Raw genomic sequence first — 17386 nt, 5'->3', positions numbered from 1 at the left:
TGAATTAACATAGAGGTTACAGAAAACATATGGTGATGCCAGTATTTTTGAATTGCTTTAAGGGTCTTGCGTCTCTCGGGTATTGGTGCGGCAATAGATTGCTTATGCTGTTAAATATATGATTATAAGTAATTTTAATATACTTCCGTGATTAGATTTTTACTTGTTGGGTTACTGTGGAGCGTTGGCTTGGGCGCCAGCTTGCCTGGCTGGGGCCAAACATGGCAGTGGGCCGCGGCCCAGAGTAGCGGCACGGCTGGGCCGGTCCAGTTCACGGAGGTAGCGCTCGATGGGGCGGGCAACACGGTGGTTGCCGGTTCCTTCCGGGGCACCGTGACGCTAGGCTCTTTCACACTCACTAGCGCAGGAGGCACCGACGGCATTGTGGCGCGCCTCAGTCCGGCCGGCGTGTGGCTGCAAGCTGCCAGCCTAGGCGGCCCGGAGGATGAAGCCATTACGGCTGTGGCGGTGAGTGCGGCGGGCGCCGTGTGGGTAGCAGGCGGCTTCAATAATACCCTCGCGCTAGGTGGCGTGGTATTAACCGGGGGTGGCGCACTATCTGCTTTTTATAACGGAATGTTCCTCGCCAGCTGGGACGCTAGTGGGCGCTGGCAGCACGTGGCCCAGGCCAATAGCCTGGTGGGAGTTGACCGCATTCTGCCGGAGGCGAATGGAGACGTGCTGTTAGTAGGAAATTACTTTTTTGCCAATACCGCTTTTGGCACCGTGGTGCTGCCTAGGCCCGTCATCCGCAATACGTTTGTGGCCCGGTACCGCCCGGGCACGGGGTGGGTACACGTAGCCCACGCTACCAACGATAGCTACTTGTGGGTAAGGGGGATTGCCCTGGACGCAACCGGCACGCTCGTGTTAGCGGGCTACATGCAAGTGCCAAATAATGCGCCGATTACTTTTGGCAACCAAACAGTTACTGTTCCAGCTGACAACGGCGGCCAAGCGCTGTTTGTGGCGCGGTTTGGCCTAGATGGTAGCTGGACGCAGCTCGTCTGTGCTAGCCCCGGCGTGAGCCCGACTGCCGAAATGGCCCTGGCCCTAGATACCAATGGCGATGCCCTCGTGGCCGGTAGCCTCACCATTCCACAAGGCACCTTTGGTGCGCTAACCTTACAAAACCCAACCGTTAACAATGCTTACCCCTTTCTGGCCCGCCTGAGTGCCGCGGGCCGTTGGGTGCAGGTGCAGGGGGGCGTGGGCCCCGGGGGGCGGGCCATCCTGAACCGAGACGGCAGCTATATCCGCTTCAGTGAGAATAATACTAGCTTCGAAGCCACTACCACCACGGCTGCTGGTGCAACGACCCCACTCCTGCGGGCGAGTAGCCCTGGTGGCATTAGCCTGCGCTGCACCGCTGTGTCACCCACCGGGCAACTCGTAATGGCGGGCACGTTTGCTAATCCTGGCGCCACCTTTGGCAGCCTGACGCTGGCCACTACCAACCAGCAGGCCGCTTTTGTAGCTAGCGCGGCTGGGCTGCCGCTGGCAGCAAAGGCGGCCGAAGGCCCAGCCACGCTGCGGCTCTTCCCCAACCCAGCGCGCCACGCCGCTACCGTACGCTTGCCAGCACCTGCTGCCAAGCCGTTTCCCATTACCATTTTCGACGCCCTAGGTCATCTCGTGCGCCAGCAAACGCTACCGGCCCACGCCGCCGAGGCAGTGCTTGACTTAGCTGGCTTGTCGCCGGGCTTGTATCTGGTGCGCGCTGGCACCGCCACGAGCAGGCTGGCCGTGGAGTAAGCCTATGCTCTTGGCTGATTGAATCTTCTAGGTCGCGCTAACCGCGCATTTTGAGCTAAGGCCCGCAGGCAGCCGCAACGACCCCGAGCCGCCCGGCGCCGCTTTCAGGCCTGCTAATACCATTGCAGCTGGCCTTGCAGTACCGTGGCGTGCACGCGAAAGTCGTCGTCGAATAAGCACAGGTCAGCTTGGTAGCCCGGCGCAATGCGTCCTAGGTGTTGGTCGAGGCCCAGCACCCGGGCCGGGTAGAGCGTGGCCATGCGCAAGCTCTCGGCCAGGGGTAGGCCCACGTGCTGCACGCAGTTGCGCACGGCTTGCAGCAAGGTCAAGCCGGAGCCGGCCAGGGTGCCAGCGGCATCCACAAAGTAGTCGTCTTGCGCCCGAAACTGGTAGGGGCCCTGCTGCGTGGGCGCCGTAGCATCGCTGATAAGAAACAGCCGCTCGCCCAGTAGGCGGTGGCTGATGCGCACGCTGGCGTAGGCGCAGTGGCGGCCATCGGCCACGATGCTCGCGCACACGGCTTGGTCGTCGTACACCGCGCCTACCAGGCCCGGCGCCCGGCTCGTGAGAGGCGACATGGCATTGAAAAGGTGAGTAGCGGCCGCATAGCCGTGGGCAAACGCCTGCATGCCTTGCTCGTAGCTGGCATCGGAATGCCCCGCCGAAAACACGAGGCCGGAAGCGGCTAGCAACGCTGTTTCGGTGGGCCCTACTACTTCGGGGGCCAAGGTCAGCATGCGCAGTACACCCCGGCCGCGGTCGAGTAGGTCGGCCAGCTCGCTTAGGGTGGGCCGTCGCACCAGCTCGGCGGGGTGTACGCCTCGCTTACCGGGGTTGATGTAAGGGCCCTCCAGGTGCAAGCCTAGCAGCCCGGGCATGGTCGGCAGGGCCTGCCTAATAACCGCTAGGGCTTGGTCGACAACCGCGGGCGTATTGGTTGGTACGGTAGGCAAAAAGCTGGTGGTGCCCTGGCGCAGCGTATGGCGCCGCAGCTGCTGCAAAGCGGGCAGCGAGGGCGCAAACCCAAAGGCACTGCCGCCCCCGCCGTAGAGCTGCAAATCAATCAGGCCGGGGCTTAGGTGCAGCCCCTGGCCATCGACCTGGGGTAGCGATGGCAGCAGTTGCCCCGGCGCAAACAAGGCCGCGATGTGGGTGCCTTCCACTAGCACTTGGTGCCCGGTGAGCACCTCCGTGCCAGTATAAATCTGGCAGTTAGTGAGCAGGTAGGCCATCGCAACTATCGCCTAGTAGCAGTTTGTATTTCTCTACGCTAGCCCCCGCTCACCCAGTGGCGCAGCTCCGTGACGCGGGGCTTGGGCACAATGATGCTTTCGGCGGCGGCGGGCTGCACGTGCACCAGCATCCGGCCGTTGTAGTGGGGCTCCAGGGCCGTCACGCTTGGGCGGGCGAGCAGCACCTGGCGGTTGGCCCGAAAAAACTGCCTAGGGTCTACTTGGGTCTCCAGCTCGTCGAGGGGCGTGTCGAGGGTGTAGTGCTGGCCTTCGAGGGTAGTCAGGCTCACCTGCCCGTTGCGAATAATAAAATGCGCCACGTCGGTAGCCGCCACGGGTATTAGCTTCGTTTTGAAGGGAATAAGCCAGCTGGTTTTGTAGGCCGGGGGGCTGCTGAGCTGCTGCACCGTGCGCAGCAAGGCGGCCAGGTCGGGCACGGCCCCGGCCGTGCAGTCGGCATAATGTTGACCTAGGGCCTCAAACTTGCGTAGGCCGTGCTGCAAGCCTTCGTGCGTGATGGGCTTCAGCAGGTAGTCGATGCCGTTGACCTGAAACGCTTCCAGCGCGTGCTCGTCGTAGGCGGTGATGAAAATAACTGGGCTGCTGACGGTGGCCCGCCGGAATATCTCGAAGCTGCTGCCGTCGGACAGGTGAATATCCATCAGGATGAGGTTGGGGGCGGGGTGCTCGGCCAGCCAGGCCACCGTGGCGGCCACCGACTCGGGCTGGCCCACCACCTGGGCCTCGGGCCGCAGCCCCAGCAGCAGGCGTTCGATGGTGCGGGCCGTGCGCGGCTCGTCTTCAACAATAAGAACAGTCACTGTTTACGATAGGGAAGCGGGGAGGGGAAGAAATACGCAGAACTCGTGGTCGGTTTGCTCGACCAGCAGGCGCTGCTGGTGCAGCAGCCGGATGCGGGTGGTAAGATTGCTGAGGCCGGTGCCGCTGCTGGCCTCGGGCGAGAGGCGCGGGTAGCGCGGGTTGCACACCCGCAACTGGTCGGCGCTGGCCAGGCTAATGCTGATGGCCAGCGGCTGGCGGCGGCTGACGGTATTGTGCTTCACAGCGTTTTCAACTAGTAGCTGCAAGGCCAGTGGGGGCAGCGGCCGGCCTAGCACCTCGGGCGGCAGGTCGACGTGCACCTCTAGGCCCTCGCCAAAGCGCATTTGCAGCAGGTAGGCGTAGGAGCGCACAAAGGCCAGCTCTTCGTGCAGAGGCACGGCCATCTGCTCGCCGTGGCGCAGCAGGTAGCGGTACACCTGGGCCATCTCATTCACAAACCGCTCGGCGGCAGCCGGCTCGTCGTATATCAGCCCGCTCAGCGTCGAAAGGGAGTTAAACAAAAAGTGCGGGCTCAGTTGCTGCTTGAGGCTTTCGTAGCGGGCTTGCAGCTGCTCGCGCTTCAGCGTTTCCACTTCCTGCGCCAGGTAGCGGCTGCGCTCGACCAGCTCGATGCCCAGCTGGCACGACAGGCCCACGACGCTTACTATCTGAGCCAGTGTGAGCAGCAGCGGCAGGGAAGGCTGGTTGAAGGCGATGCCCAGCCGGGCATCGAGGTAGTGGCGCCCTAGGCTGTAGCCCGTCACGAGCAGCGCCGTAAGCGCGGCCCGCAGTCCGCGGTCGACGAGCAGCGACTGCCGGGCAAACCAGCGCTGCACCGCACTGGGGCGGTAACGCAGCAGAAAGTGCAGCCAAAACTGAATTTCGAAGACGAGCACGGCATTCAGGCACAGCAGTAGGGCCTCGCCGGGGGTAGCGTAACTGCGGGGCTGCACACCGGTGGGCAAAGCAATCATCCCGAACACCAGCGAGATAGCCAGCGCAATGAGCAGGTAGGCGCGCTGCGAAAGCATCACCGGCACCACCAGCTGGGGCAGGCCGCGGCGCGGCGCGGCTGGGCTGCTTGCAGGGAGTATCGGTGGGTGCATAGAAAAGAAAAAAACGTAGCGGCTGCCCTAGACTGCGCCAGCAAGCTAACGAGCACATGCAGCCCCTGCCCGGGCCAGCTGCCACCTAGGGCGGGGCGCAATTTGGGCGAAAATCAGGTTAAACGATAATTCAGCCCGCTGTTTGCCGCAAAAACCGATTTTCGGGCTGAATAAGCTCAATTCGCTCCTGAGTAAGCCCAGGCGTGGTTCGAACCGCTCCCGCCCAGCGTAGGCAGGGCCGCGCCGGGCCGAAAAGCTCGACGCAAACGCGCTGGGGTTATTGGACCCAAAAAAAAAGCTGAATAAGTCAATTTAGGCGCTGAACCAAGCCGAGGGCTAGCTGAACCTACCTAATTGGCGGGTGAAAGCAAGCGAAAAATGGAACTAAATAGTCGAGTTTAGAACACCGGCAGAAACCCTGTGGCGGCTCTTCCGTTCAGGGGGTAAATTCCCTTAATTCACCAGAAGTTGGATTATTCTAGTTTGGCTTCGGTAGCTGCTAGTAATCAGGCACTCGCGTAGTTGCCTGCTCGTAGGGCCTAGGGTACTGTTGGCGCCGCTGCCAGTCCTGCCGCCCGTTTCTGCCTCCTTAAAAATTGTTTTTTCACCCTCCCGTTCAGCCTATATGAACCACTCAGCTTGTAAAGCTACTCTCTTAGGCCTTGGGTTGCTGGCCGCTGCCACGCAGGCCCAAGCCCAAACCGCCGACCGCAAAACTTCTGTTGGCTTGCACGCCAACGCTACCCAGTACCGGGGCGACCTAGGTAATGCCTTCTGGAAGTGGGACAACATGCCCTACAGCGGCGGCATTGATGTCACACGGTACATCGGCCGTTGGCTCGACCTGCGCCTCGACCTGGACTACACCCGGCTGCGCTTCCCCAATGAGCGCAACACGTTCAACAGCACGGGTCAGCGCTTTCGGGCCCAGATGTACCAAGCTGGCCTAGGCTTCAAGCTGAAGCTGCCGGTGAAGGATGAGTTCTTCCTGCACCCCTACCTGTTGGTAGAGCCGCAGTGGAGCTGGGTCCTGTCTGACCGCTACGCCACGCCCACGGGCCCCAACAACTTCACTCGCTTCGGCACCTTTGGGGGCCACGTAGGTGGTGGTCTTGACTTCCACTTGGGCGAGGGAGCTACGTTCTACGTGCAAGCCACCCAGGCTTACCTGCAAGCCAACGACGGCCGCCTCGATGGCGTGGATAACCAAGCCACTACTTTCTGGGATAAGAAGGACCGCTACCTGCAGTTCACGGCTGGTGTGCGTGCTAACCTAGGCAAAGCCAAGGATACCGACGGCGACGGCGTATCGGATAAAAAGGACAAGTGCCCCGACACCCCGACGGGCGTGAAAGTGGACGTAAACGGCTGCCCCATTGATACCGACGGCGACGGCGTAGCTGACTACCTCGACAAGTGCCCCGACGTGAAGGGCCTAGCCAACCTAAACGGCTGCCCTGACTCGGACAACGACGGTGTAGCTGACCCAGACGACAAGTGCCCCAACACGCCTGCTGGTGTGAAAGTAGACGCCAATGGCTGCCCGCTTGATAGCGACGGCGACGGCGTGTCGGATGACAAAGACAAGTGCCCCAACACGCCTGCTGGTGTGAAAGTAGACGCCAATGGCTGCCCGCTCGATAGCGACGGCGACGGTGTACCCGACTACCAGGACCGCTGCCCCGACCGTGCCGGCCCCGCCAGCAACAAAGGCTGCCCCGAGATTAAGGCCGAGCAGAAGAAGATTCTGAACGAAGCCACTAAGTACATCAACTTCGACTTCAACAAGGCTACGCTGAAGCCTTCGTCGAACGCTCGCCTCGACCAGATGGTACAGATTATGAACGAGTACCCCGACTACTCGCTCAGCATCGCCGGCCACACCGACAACGTAGGCAACGACGACTACAACCTGCGCCTGAGCTACGAGCGCGCCGCTTCGGCTCGCAAATACATGCTCGACCACGGCATCCCGGCCGAGCGTATCGAAGCCCGTGGCTACGGCGAAACCAAGCCGATTGCTGACAACAAGACCAAAGCTGGCCAGGCTCTGAACCGCCGCGTTGACTTTGACCCTTACCTGACCGGCGAAACCAACGCTGCTGAAGCCAAGTACGGCGCTGCCCCGAGCATCTCGGAGCTGAAAGCCACTGGCCAGAAGCTGCCCGGCAAGAAAACCACCGGCACTGGCTCGCCCCGCAGCCGCAAGGCACCCGCCAAAAAGGCTCCTGCCAAGCGTAAGTAAGCCCCCTAGGGTAGCTTAATAGCCTAAAAAGCCCCACCTGCCGTGCGTAGGTGGGGCTTTTTTGTACTTCTCACTGCTTGCGCTGGCAGCCGGCTTCGTCCTAGGTACCCACTGCAACGGCCTCTAGGCCGCAGACCGCTTATTGCCCCCGAATTATCTCGCACCTTTGTTCTCTATGCCCGATTCTGATACACCTTCCCGCTATGCCCGCGTGCTGGCGTGGCTCGACCACACCCTCATCCAGCCACTTTATACGGCGCGCGTGCGGCGGCTCATCTTGCAGAGCGTGCCCTTCTGGATTGCCTCGCTGCTGACCGGCCTCATGGCCGTGGGCTACGAAAAGCTTTTTGCCTGGGCCGAGGAAGTGAGCTTTAGCTGGCTGCGCCAGATGCCGCTGCAGGCGTTTGGGCTCACGCCGCTGGCCTTTTTGGTATCGTGGGCCTTAGTGAAGTGGTTTGCCCCCGCCGCCCGCGGCAGCGGCATTCCGCAGGTGATGGCCGGCATCGAGCTTTCTAACCCCGTGCAGCACCGGCACACGGCCTACTTGCTGAGTTTGCGGGTGGCGCTGGTGAAGGTGTGCAGCAGCGTGGTGCTGCTGCTGGGCGGCGGCGTCATTGGCCGCGAGGGGCCCACCATTCAGGTGGCGGCCGCCATCTTTCGGGCCATCAATCGGCTGCAGCCAGCGGGCTGGCCGCAGCTTTCACGCCAAATTGCGCTGGTAACGGGCGGCGCTGCGGGCTTGGCCGCCGCCTTCAACACGCCGCTGGGCGGCATCGTGTTTGTGGTGGAGGAACTGACTCAGATCCACCTTTCGCGCTTTCGCATGGCGGTATTCAGCGCCGTTATCATTGCGGGGCTCACGGCCCAGCAATTTTTGGGTTCCTACCTCTACCTAGGGTTTCCCAAAATCACGTCGCCCGCTGGCTGGTACCAGGTGCTGGTGATGGTCGCGGCCGTGGTGTGCGGCCTGGCGGGGGCGTTTTTTGCCAAAACCCTGCTCTGGCTCAATAACTACCGCAAGCGCTTTGCTACCCCGCTGGCGCAGGCAGGCTGGGTGGTGGGCTGCGGCTTTGCGCTGGCTGCGCTGGCCTACCTAGTGGGGCCCGAGGGCGTGGGCACCGGCAAGCCGATTATCAACCGGCTCTTGTTCCAAAATAACGGGGCCACGCCGGCCTACCTGTTTCCGGTGCGCTTTGCGGGCATGGCTCTCAGCTACAGCAGCGGCGGGGCGGGCGGCGTATTTGCCACCTCCCTGAGCGCCGGCGCGCTGCTCGGCGATGCCGTGGCCCAGCTGGCCGAAGTGGCCGTAGCCGACCGCAACCTCATTATTTTGGTGAGCATGGTGGGCTTTCTTACGGGGGTGGTGCGCTCGCCGTTCACGGCCGCCATTCTGGTGCTGGAAATGACTGACCGTCACTCGGCCATTTTTCAGCTGCTTATTGGGGCGCTGCTGGCCCAGGCCGTGGCCGCCCTCGTCGACCCGCATTCTTTGTACGAGCACCTGCGCCAGGGCTTCATCCGCGAAACGCTGCATCAAAAGGATGCGCCGCCCGCTGCCGTGCAGCCGCAGTCGTAAAGCCGCGCTCCGGGCAGAGGCCGGCGCGCTTACGCCCTTTTGGATTTTAGGCGTCAGCGCTAGAATGTTCGCCACCTAGGTCCTGTGCAGGGCAATAGCATTTGGGAGGGCAGTAGGTGTAGGGTTTAGCAGGACTTGCAAAATGGCGGCGGTGCCTAGGTCCAGGCAATGAGATTCCTTATTGATGATGAGCTAAGTAGAGGCCTCGGCTACCGCTGCGCGGGTATAGTAGCCGCCCCAATGAGGAGGCGCTGGCAGAAGCGTAGCTGAATTATTCCCTTGAGAAATAGCTTTAAGGAGCTCGAAATGCGTATTAACGCGGCCTGCCACTCCTTTTTTCATGCATCATATTATTTATCTAAGTTGGGCTACGCACCCTTTTTCTAATGAGCAGCTGCAGGCCTTGCTGCAGGAGGCCCGGAGCCACAATACGGCCATAGGTGTTACGGGTATCTTGGTTTATGGCAATAATTGCTTTTTGCAGGTGCTTGAAGGCGAAGAAGCTACCGTACGCGAGCTCTACGAGTATATCAAGCAAGACGACCGCCACCGCGACGTGACGGCCTATGCCGACAAGGCCGTGACGCAGCGCGCTTTTGCGGGGTGGTCGATGGCGTTCGAGGCTGCCTCGCCGCAGCAGTTTGACGAACTGGTAGGCTACCTGCAGCCCGCCAATGTGGCGTTCGATGCGGCCCGCCTACCCTTAATGGACATTCACCTGCTCGACTTGCTGCGCTCTTTCACCTTGCCCTAGGGCGAGCCGGTAGCAACGAGACTGCAGCGCACCACGGGCAAGCGGCGAGCCTAGGTAACTAAAAGCAGCCGGGTGCGGCTTATGCTGCGTGCCGCCGAAGCTGCTGCGCAGCTATGCGCTGGCGCAGGGCTGCCACCTCTTGCACGAGCTTGGCCTGAGTGGCGGGCGTGCGCTGCGGAATGAGATAGCTCTGCGGCTGCCCGGTGCGGGTGTGCGCGAGCCACGTAGCCGCTTCGGCCACCGTGTCGAAAGAGGTGATGAGCGAGCCGGGTAGCCAATGCAGAACGGTGGCGGCCATGTTGTAGCCCCGCAGCGAAGACGAGTATACCCAGGCCACGTGCTCGATGCCGGCCAGCGCCATATAGGGCAAAAAATCGCTGACCAGCCACGCGGCCACGCTCCAGCTCACGCCCGTTACCTGCTCGTTGCTGTTGAGCACGCGCGCGTAGGGCCGCTCGAGGTAGCAGGCCGCTAGCTCGAGACAAGCCTGCTGCACCTGCGGCAGCGTAAGCTCGCCCTGCCAGTCCAGGTAAAGCCAATCATTGGTAAGGTCATGGTAAATGCTTAGGCAGCTAATCTGGCGGAGTAGGCGTAGGTTCATGCGCAGCGGAAAAGCTTAAGCGGCACAAGTTGCTTTTGGAAGGGTTAAGCAATTAATTATTAATCAAATACTACCCGTGCCGACTAAGGTGTCTTAGCTTTTTGCTGTCCCAATTCTCGTGCCATCTCTACCCGGCAAGCCCGCCGCTCTCTCCGCATTGGCGGGCTCGCCGGGTACCTAGGGCTGCCGGGCAACAAGAACGCCCGGCTGGGTGGCCTCTTCGGGCAGGTGGCGCTGCACGCACGCCAAGACATCGGCCAGCGTGTGCCACTGGCCTATTTCGGTATCAGTAAACTCTAGTTTTAGGCTGTATTCGAGGCGAATGCCTAGCTGCATTCGTTCGAGTAAGTCGAGCTGCAAGTCGTGCTGGAGGTGGGTGGCGGGCGTCAAAACCGGGTGGCGCAGGTACCACACTTGCTTGCGCACTTGCGTGTATACCTGCTCTTGCCAGGCCTGGGTTGGGCCCGCGGCTATCATAGTGCGTACCATAGGTTAGTAGACTTGCGGTGTGGCTTGGGGCAGACCTAGGGCCCGGGCGCAGTACTGCCGCAGCAACTTGGGCTCGTCGGCCGGGCCCCGGAAGGCCAAGTGGCCATCGGGGCGCACCAGCACCAGGGCGGGCTGGCCCTCTAGGTGGTAGGCCTTGTGTGCGTGGCCGTCGCGGTCGGCTAGGCAGGTAGCGGCGCCTGCCGTTGCGGGCGAGGCCAGCAGGGCGGCCAATACCAGCCGCGGCCGCACCCACGGCCAGTCCGCCACCTCGGCAAGGGCCGCTACTAGCTGCGGCAAAGCAGCGGCCTGGCGGCCATCGAAGGCCAGCAGGCTCCAGCCATAGGTTTGCCCATCGGGGTTGTAAATACTGGCAAACAATGACGTGGCTTCGCCCTGGGGGGTAGTGACCTGGGCATCGGGGGCGCGGTCGCCGGCCCGGGGCCCGCCGGGGTGCAGCAGCTGCCGCAGGCGCAGGTGGTCTTCGCTGAGCGGGCTGTCGGCGTAGCTCACCAGCAGCTGCTGCCCATCGCCGCTGCCCAGCAGCTGCCAGCCAATATGCGGAAACAGCTGGCCCACCGCCCCGAGTAATTTATCCTCTAGGCGGTTGCGATACAGCAAATGCTTGAAGCCCTTGGCCTGCTCCGCGTCTAGGGTGGCGTGAATGCCGTGGCGCTCGGGCGAGTAGCTGTCCAGCACCGCCGGCCCGGCGTGGCCCGCCAGGGTTTGGGCCAGGCGCCAGGCTAGGCCTACGGCGTCGTGAAAACCCGTGTTCATACCTTGCCCGCCGATGGGCAGCGTCAGGTGGCCAGCATCGCCCACCAGGTACACGCGCCCCTTGGCGTAGGCGGGCGCCACGGCGTGCTGAAAGCGGCTGTGCGTAAGCCAGATGGGGTCGGCGAGCGTGAGCGTGGTATCGCCGGTCACCTCGCGGGCCCGCTGCTGCATTTCGACGAGGGTCGGGTCGCGGTCGGGCACTAGCTGCTCGTCTTCCAAAAAGAATAGCCGGTGGTAGCCGCCCCACACCGGCATCACGCCCGCAAACCCGTTGTGGTAGGTGAAAAACCACAGCTGGTTGGGCTCCGTGGAGCGCTGCCAGCTCAGCTTGGCGTCGACCTGGTGGTTGGCCCGCCCCCCAAATTTCTCGGGCTCGTAGTCGAGGCCTGCGGCCTTGCGTACGGTGCCTTCGGCGCCATCGGCCCCCACCAGGTAGCGGCACCTGATGCGCTCAAATTCGCTGCGGGCCTCGTTTTGCTCCTCGGTGCTGGCCACCCACACGGTCACGCCCTCGTCGTCGGGCTCGAGGCGCATGGCCTTACGGCCGCGCTCTACCTGCACGCCCCGCGCGGCCAGCTGCTCAGCCAGGGTTTTTTCCATAACGTCCTGGCCCGAGTACAGGGCCTGCGGAAAGGGGCTGGGCGCTTCGCCGAGCTTTACATCATCGAGCGGATGCCCGTAGATGAAAATGTGAATGCGGTCTACCTGGTAGGCCCGCTCGGCCAGCGGCGCCCGCAGCCCCACGCTGTCGAGCAGCTCCTGCGGGCGCGCCCACACGTTGTTGGCCCTGGAGTACTTGCTAGGGGCTGGTTTTTCTTCTAAGATGCGGCACGCCACGCCGTGGTGGCGCAGGGCATTGGCGGTAGTGAGGCCAATGGGCCCCGCCCCAATGACGAGGACCTCAATATCAAAAGGCAGGGATGCTGTGTCGGAAGTTGCCATGTGGCAGCAGGAATAGGAGAGAAGAGGGCAGTGAGAAAACGACTGCAGTAGGCCCTAGGTGGGCAATACTGACCCTTAGCAGCAGGTAGCGCCGGGGGCTGGCCCGGGCCTGCAGCCGGTGAGCAGCGCGCGGCCATCAAGCCGCAAGCAGTGCCGCAAAGGTCCTTAGCGGCCTGCCGCGGGGCCGGTCGATTCTTGCTATTCTACTTGTCCGTTCTTGCTTTTTTGCGCAGTTCTCGTCTAGGCGCCCTGCGCCCGCTGGAAGGCTTGCGGCCCCTGCCCGGTGGCCCGCCGGAAGGCCGCCGAAAAGCTGGCCGCAGAGGCAAAGCCCAGCACCTCGCTTACGTGCGTCACCGACGTGCCACCTAGGCGCAGCAGTTGCTGGGCACGCGCTATTTTGCGGCGCAGCACGTAGTGGTAGGGCGCCAGGCCCGTGGTTTGCTTAAACAGGCGCGCAAAGTGAAACACGCTCAGGTGGGCCAGGTCAGCCAGGATTTCCAGGGTGATGGCGTCGCCTAAATGGTCCTCTAGGTAGGCGTCTATGCGGGCCAGTACAGCCGCTGGCAGCTTGCCGGCCGGAGCCGGCCGCCGCTCGTAGTGCCCGTAGTGCTCGATAAGGTGGTAGCACAGCGCATGAATGAGCGACTCGGTATACAGCGACCCTAGGGCGGGTGGGGCGCTAGCTACCGTCAGCAGCTGCCGGCCGAGCTGCGCCAGCAAAGGGTCGGTCAGTTTTACGCGCTCTTGCAGCGAGAAGTAGGCCAGGTCCAGGCCCTGCCGGGCCAGGCGCTCTAGGTAGTCGTCGTCCACCGTCAGGTAGGTGTTGCGGCTGGCCGCCGCCCAGGTTATGTTGCCGTACTCGCCCCCCGGGTATATCCCGAGGTCGCCGGTTTGGTAAACTTCCTGCTGCACCCGCGCGCCATTATGCCGCTGCACCACCAAGGGCGTATCTACCTGGTAAAGCATGAGCAGGTGGTGGCGGTGGTAGTGCGCCGGCAGGGTCATTGCGCCCAGGTGGTACTGCTCAACCCGCAGGCCGGGCCAGGTGAGGGGCGCACTGGTAACCAGCGGGGTCGCTTTAAAGCTCTCAGAAACGTAATGCATACAGCAGCAAAGGCATAGCAGGCCGCCAGTACCACTAGCGAGAGCCAGCACCGCAGCGCCTAGGTCGGTAACTGGGCGCAATGGGCCGGTGTGCTTCTAGCAAAGGGTACCTGCGCGGCCGGGGCATTAGCTCAACGTGGAAGGGAAGCCGGAAGTTGGGTCCTAGCACGCTGAGCCGGCGCCCCGCGCGGCTGGCTACTGCGTTGCTGCCGTTGGTAGCTGCTTCAGCCAGGCCAGGTTAAACTGGTAGTGGAGGCTGCTGCTCAGCAGGTGGATGGTGTTGTCGGGGGTTTGGGTGATGGCTAGGTAGCCCTTGGGCTCGGCGTGAGTCTGGTTCATCTCGAAGGCGCCCGTCCAGGCGCCGCCATTCATGTAGCGGGCTTTGCCATCGGTCAGGAGCTTGATGACCGGCCAGGTCTTGCCCTCATCAAACGATACGGCGGCGTACATGCCGTACCCCTTATACGTGCCGCCATCGGCGGTTTTGAATGGCATGCCGGCCACCGCTTCGTCTTTTTCGTCGGGGTGGTGCGTGAAGGACACCAGCAGCAAAGGCCCCTCATTGAGGCGCGTCAGCACCAGCCGCTGCCCGCTCCAAACCGGCGGGAAGGGCGACGCGGCGTAGGTCCAGGTTTTGCCCATGTCCTTGGATATGCTCATGGGCATCCGCAAGTCGGAGCCGCCGGGTGCCTTGATGTCGTTTTTTCGACCTAGGGCCAGCAGATTCCCATTTTTCAGCGCCACCACACCGGCATGAATCCCGGCAATCAAACCGCCCGTTTCGCCGGCCCCGAAGTTGGGAGTCGCGGCCCCAGCGGCCGGGTTCATCCACGTTCGGCCGTGGTCTTTGCTGAGGTGGATGGCCGTGCCGCCGGCTGGCCCGGGGTCGGCATCGGCCGGCTGAATGAGCCAGCCGGCCTTAGTTTGGCTCATGCCGCCTATCACCTGCTGGCGCTTGGTATGCTCGGGCGCCACGAGGCGGGGCGTAGACCAGGTGGCGCCGTTGTCTTGGCTGGTGCGTAGCACCATGGCCAGGTCTTGCCAGTCGCCATCGGTTTCTACGCCGTTCATGTGCAAGAGCGTGCCCTTGCCATCGTTCAGCAAGGAGGAGCCGGTCATATTCCGGTCGGGCACTTTGAAGAACTCGGCCGGCTCCTCCCACTTGGTGGCACCGGGGCGGAGCCGGCTGGACAGGACGGTCATCTCGCGGCCGCTTTCCTCATCCGTCGAAAACCAGATGGCCAGCAAGTCGCCGTTGGGACACCACGCCACGGCCGGCTGGTGGTTGTGGCTGTAAAACGGCACCCCGTGGTCGCAGGCGGGTTTGTTGACGTAGCGCTGGGGCTCTCGAAAAAACGGTTTGTCGGCCGCAGGCGGCGGCCAGGCATACCGCTGCTGCGCGAGCGGGGCGTTGTAGCTAGGAGTGACGGCCGGGGGCAGGGGTGCGGTAGTGGGCAGGGCGGCCTGCACCACCCGAAAGCCCACCAGCCAGCTTTTGTCTTCTGGCAGCATGCCTAGGCGGTTGGCCGACCGCAGAAAGGTGACCGGCGTGCCAAAGCTGCCGCCGCGGCTCACGCGGTAGAGCCCCGCCGCCCGCCCCACCGGGTCGCGCTGCTCGCCCGCCGCGTAGGGGCCGTACCAATCGAGGCACCACTCTTCTACGTTGCCGTGCATGTCGTAGAAGCCCCAGGGGTTGGCGGGCGTTTGGGCCACTTTCAGCGGCACCACGGCCGTGTTGCGGTCGGTGGCCTGGTTTTTTTGGTAGGCCTTGGGCAGCGAGCTGCCAGTCGAGAAGTCAGAAACGGTGCCGGCCCGGCAGGCATATTCCCACTCGGCCTCCGTGGGCAGGCGGTAGGGCTTGCCTTCCTTCTTACTTAGCCACTCGCAAAAGGCCACCGCCTGCGCGTAGCTTATAAATACGACGGCTTCGTCATCTTGCGTCGAAAAACCCCGCTTGCCGCGCAGTTGCTTGTGCTGCGGGTCAAACGCCTCGTACTGGGCATTGGTCACCTCCGTAGCGCCCATCTGAAACGGCGCCGACAGCGACACCCGGTGCACCGGGCTTTCGTCGGCATCCTTGCCTTCGCGCTCCGACCCCATGTAAAACGCACCCGCTGGCACCGGCACGAGTTTCATACCTAGGGAGTTCACCGTTTGCGCCCGTGCTGCCAGGCAGGCCAGGGTCAGGAGGGCCGCGAGGCCTAAGCGTGTGTTTGCCATCGGGTAAATAGCAGGCCCCGAGCAAGTGGAGCTGTCGGGGCCTGCACCTTAATAGTACTAGGGTATCAGTTAATACCCCGGGTTTTGGGTTAGCTTGGCGCTAAAATTCGCATCAATTGCCGATTGCGGAATGGGGTACAGCTCGTGGTAGTCCTGAATGGTGCTCCGCACATCGGCCCGCGTCTGGTATTTGCGGGTGCGCTCTACCAGCTTGCCCATGCGGCTTAGGGTGCGGCGGCGCGGCTCTTCGGTAATCAGCTCCCGCGCCCGCTCGTCCAGGATGTAGTCGATGGTGACGTCGGCGGCCGTGATGGGCTTGGCCTTGGCCCGGTTGCGCACGGCATTGATGTCGGTGGCGGCGGCGGTCAGGTTGCCCTTGCGGAAGTACGCTTCGGCCCGCAGCAAGTACGTTTCGGCCAGCCGATACACAATGAAGTCCTTGCCCGTGCGGCCCGAGGTATTGGAGCCGTTGAAGGGCCGGCCCTCGAGCTTGCGCAAATAGGGGTACACGTTGCGCATGGTGTCCTCGTTGGCCGTCCGCTTTTCTACCTGCTTTTTGAAGTAGGTCGAGGCAGGGTTATTGTAGTAAAACTTGCGCCGAATGTTGTACACCGAATTGCGAATGTCGTTGCTCCAGTTGTCTTTCCAGAGGGCGTACAAAAAGTAAGAAGAAGGCCGGCTGTAAGCCACGCCGCGCCCTAGGCTATCCGACACCACCATGCCCGAGCCGCCCGCCGGGTCTTTGAGGTTAGGCAAAAAGGGTACCCAGCCCCGAATGGTATTGTTGCCGTTGTTGGTGCCGGCGCCCCCCGGCGTCAGGTTCTCGTATTGCCACACGTAGATGCTCTCTAGATTGCCGCTACTGCGGTTTTGGTTGCCCTCCGCAAATAAGTCGGCGTACACATCGCCCGGCTGCGCGCTTCTGGCGCCAAAGCGGTTGGTCATCAGCTGGTACGTGCCCGAGCTTATCAGGCGGCTCGCGCTCTCGATGGCTTTATCGTACTCGCCTAGGTTGATGTACACCTCCGTCAGCAGGTGGTCGGCGGCGCCCTGCACAATGCGGCCCTCCAGCGACTTGGCAACCGTGACGGGCAAGTATTGCCGCGCAAATTCCAAATCGGCTTTAGCAAACTCGTACACGGCCTTGCGCTCGGCCCGCACAAAGTCGGTTTTGGGGCTCTGGTACGTCACGTCCACGATGGGCACGCCCCCGTACAGGTTGGCGAGCAGGTTGTAGGTATAGGCCCGGAAAAAACGGGCTTCCGCAATAGTGGCGTTGCGCTCGGCGTCGCTGGCCCAAATGCCGCTGAGCTCAGGCTTGTTGGCGTATTCGATAATGGTGTTGGCACGCAGTATCATCCGGGTGTAGCCCCAGTTCCAGAAGCTGCTGGCCGCCGAGGCCGACGGCGTCAAGAACGTGGCGTAGTTGCGAAAGTTAACCGTTTGCTCCTGGCCCGTCGTGGCCACGTCGGTCCCGATTTGCATGTCGTAGAAGCTGCCTAGGTCTTCCTGCGACAGCTCGTCGCGGGCAGACTGGTGCAGCGCCGTGATGTAGTTGTCGAACCCCGCTTTGGACGTAAGCACAACGCTTGAGCTGAGGGATGACAGCGGCACCTCGTCCAAAAATTTGTCTCGGCAAGCGCCCGCCAGCAGGAGCACGGCGCACAAGCCGGCTCGCTTGCCCAGTGACAGAAGACGCGTATTGAATTGACTTAATTGCATATAAACCAGCGCCGAATGCGTAGTAAAGGAGTGGAAAAAAAGAA

General features: G+C 62.4%; 13 protein-coding genes. 4 read left to right on the top strand and 9 right to left on the bottom strand.

Annotated elements, in window-relative coordinates:
- Positions 1 to 147 precede the first annotated feature (147 nt).
- Positions 148 to 1755, top strand: a complete 1608-nt coding sequence (locus tag JAO77_RS24590) for a T9SS type A sorting domain-containing protein (protein WP_198991841.1) — start codon at positions 148 to 150, stop codon at positions 1753 to 1755.
- A gap of 113 nt (positions 1756 to 1868) precedes the next feature.
- Here the strand turns inward: JAO77_RS24590 and nagA are convergent, their stop codons facing one another.
- Genes nagA through JAO77_RS18160 form a run of 3 tightly spaced genes read right to left on the bottom strand, consistent with a single transcriptional unit; the run spans position 1869 to position 4915 of the window.
- Positions 1869 to 2987: an N-acetylglucosamine-6-phosphate deacetylase gene (gene nagA, locus JAO77_RS18170; protein WP_198991840.1), complete on the bottom strand. Its 1119-nt coding sequence runs from the start codon at positions 2985 to 2987 to the stop codon at positions 1869 to 1871.
- Between the two features lie 38 nt (positions 2988 to 3025).
- Positions 3026 to 3808, bottom strand: coding sequence for a LytR/AlgR family response regulator transcription factor (locus JAO77_RS24585; protein WP_198991839.1), 783 nt, complete (start codon positions 3806 to 3808; stop codon positions 3026 to 3028).
- A 3-nt stretch (positions 3809 to 3811) separates the two neighbouring features.
- Positions 3812 to 4915 (bottom strand): sensor histidine kinase, encoded by a 1104-nt coding sequence (locus tag JAO77_RS18160; RefSeq protein ID WP_198991838.1) that lies wholly within the window; start codon positions 4913 to 4915, stop codon positions 3812 to 3814.
- Positions 4916 to 5540: 625 nt separating this feature from the next.
- Between JAO77_RS18160 and JAO77_RS24400 the strand changes: the two genes are divergently transcribed.
- From JAO77_RS24400 to JAO77_RS18145, 3 genes are all read left to right on the top strand, one after another.
- The gene (locus JAO77_RS24400) at positions 5541 to 7160 is read left to right on the top strand and encodes an OmpA family protein (protein WP_286192474.1); all 1620 of its coding nucleotides are present in this window, start codon (positions 5541 to 5543) and stop codon (positions 7158 to 7160) included.
- Positions 7161 to 7335: 175 nt separating this feature from the next.
- Positions 7336 to 8736 (top strand): chloride channel protein, encoded by a 1401-nt coding sequence (locus JAO77_RS18150; protein WP_198991837.1) that lies wholly within the window; start codon positions 7336 to 7338, stop codon positions 8734 to 8736.
- Between the two features lie 340 nt (positions 8737 to 9076).
- Positions 9077 to 9490, top strand: a complete 414-nt coding sequence (locus tag JAO77_RS18145) for a BLUF domain-containing protein (protein WP_198991836.1) — start codon at positions 9077 to 9079, stop codon at positions 9488 to 9490.
- 79 nt (positions 9491 to 9569) lie between these two features.
- On the opposite strand, the gene JAO77_RS18140 is transcribed toward JAO77_RS18145, so the two are convergent.
- The 6 genes from JAO77_RS18140 to JAO77_RS18115 all read right to left on the bottom strand — a co-directional run bounded on the left by JAO77_RS18140 (position 9570) and on the right by JAO77_RS18115 (position 17342).
- Positions 9570 to 10091 carry a hypothetical protein gene (locus tag JAO77_RS18140; protein WP_198991835.1) on the bottom strand — a complete coding sequence of 174 codons (522 nt, stop codon included), beginning with the start codon at positions 10089 to 10091 and terminating at the stop codon, positions 9570 to 9572.
- Between the two features lie 177 nt (positions 10092 to 10268).
- Complete coding sequence (locus JAO77_RS18135; RefSeq protein WP_198991834.1) at positions 10269 to 10580, bottom strand: hypothetical protein; 312 nt, start codon at positions 10578 to 10580, stop codon at positions 10269 to 10271.
- A gap of 3 nt (positions 10581 to 10583) precedes the next feature.
- Positions 10584 to 12296, bottom strand: a complete 1713-nt coding sequence (locus JAO77_RS18130) for an FAD-dependent monooxygenase (protein WP_198991833.1) — start codon at positions 12294 to 12296, stop codon at positions 10584 to 10586.
- Positions 12297 to 12536: 240 nt separating this feature from the next.
- Positions 12537 to 13400, bottom strand: coding sequence for a helix-turn-helix transcriptional regulator (locus JAO77_RS18125; protein ID WP_198991832.1), 864 nt, complete (start codon positions 13398 to 13400; stop codon positions 12537 to 12539).
- Between the two features lie 195 nt (positions 13401 to 13595).
- Complete coding sequence (locus JAO77_RS18120; protein WP_198991831.1) at positions 13596 to 15620, bottom strand: SUMF1/EgtB/PvdO family nonheme iron enzyme; 2025 nt, start codon at positions 15618 to 15620, stop codon at positions 13596 to 13598.
- Positions 15621 to 15689: 69 nt separating this feature from the next.
- Positions 15690 to 17342 carry a RagB/SusD family nutrient uptake outer membrane protein gene (locus tag JAO77_RS18115; RefSeq protein WP_198991830.1) on the bottom strand — a complete coding sequence of 551 codons (1653 nt, stop codon included), beginning with the start codon at positions 17340 to 17342 and terminating at the stop codon, positions 15690 to 15692.
- Positions 17343 to 17386 lie beyond the last annotated feature (44 nt).

It is taken from the genome of Hymenobacter sp. BT559 (assembly GCF_016427535.1).
GTDB lineage: Bacteria > Bacteroidota > Bacteroidia > Cytophagales > Hymenobacteraceae > Hymenobacter.
The sequence above is the reverse complement of the archived record's forward strand: the minus strand, read 5'-3'. Positions and strand labels throughout refer to the sequence as shown.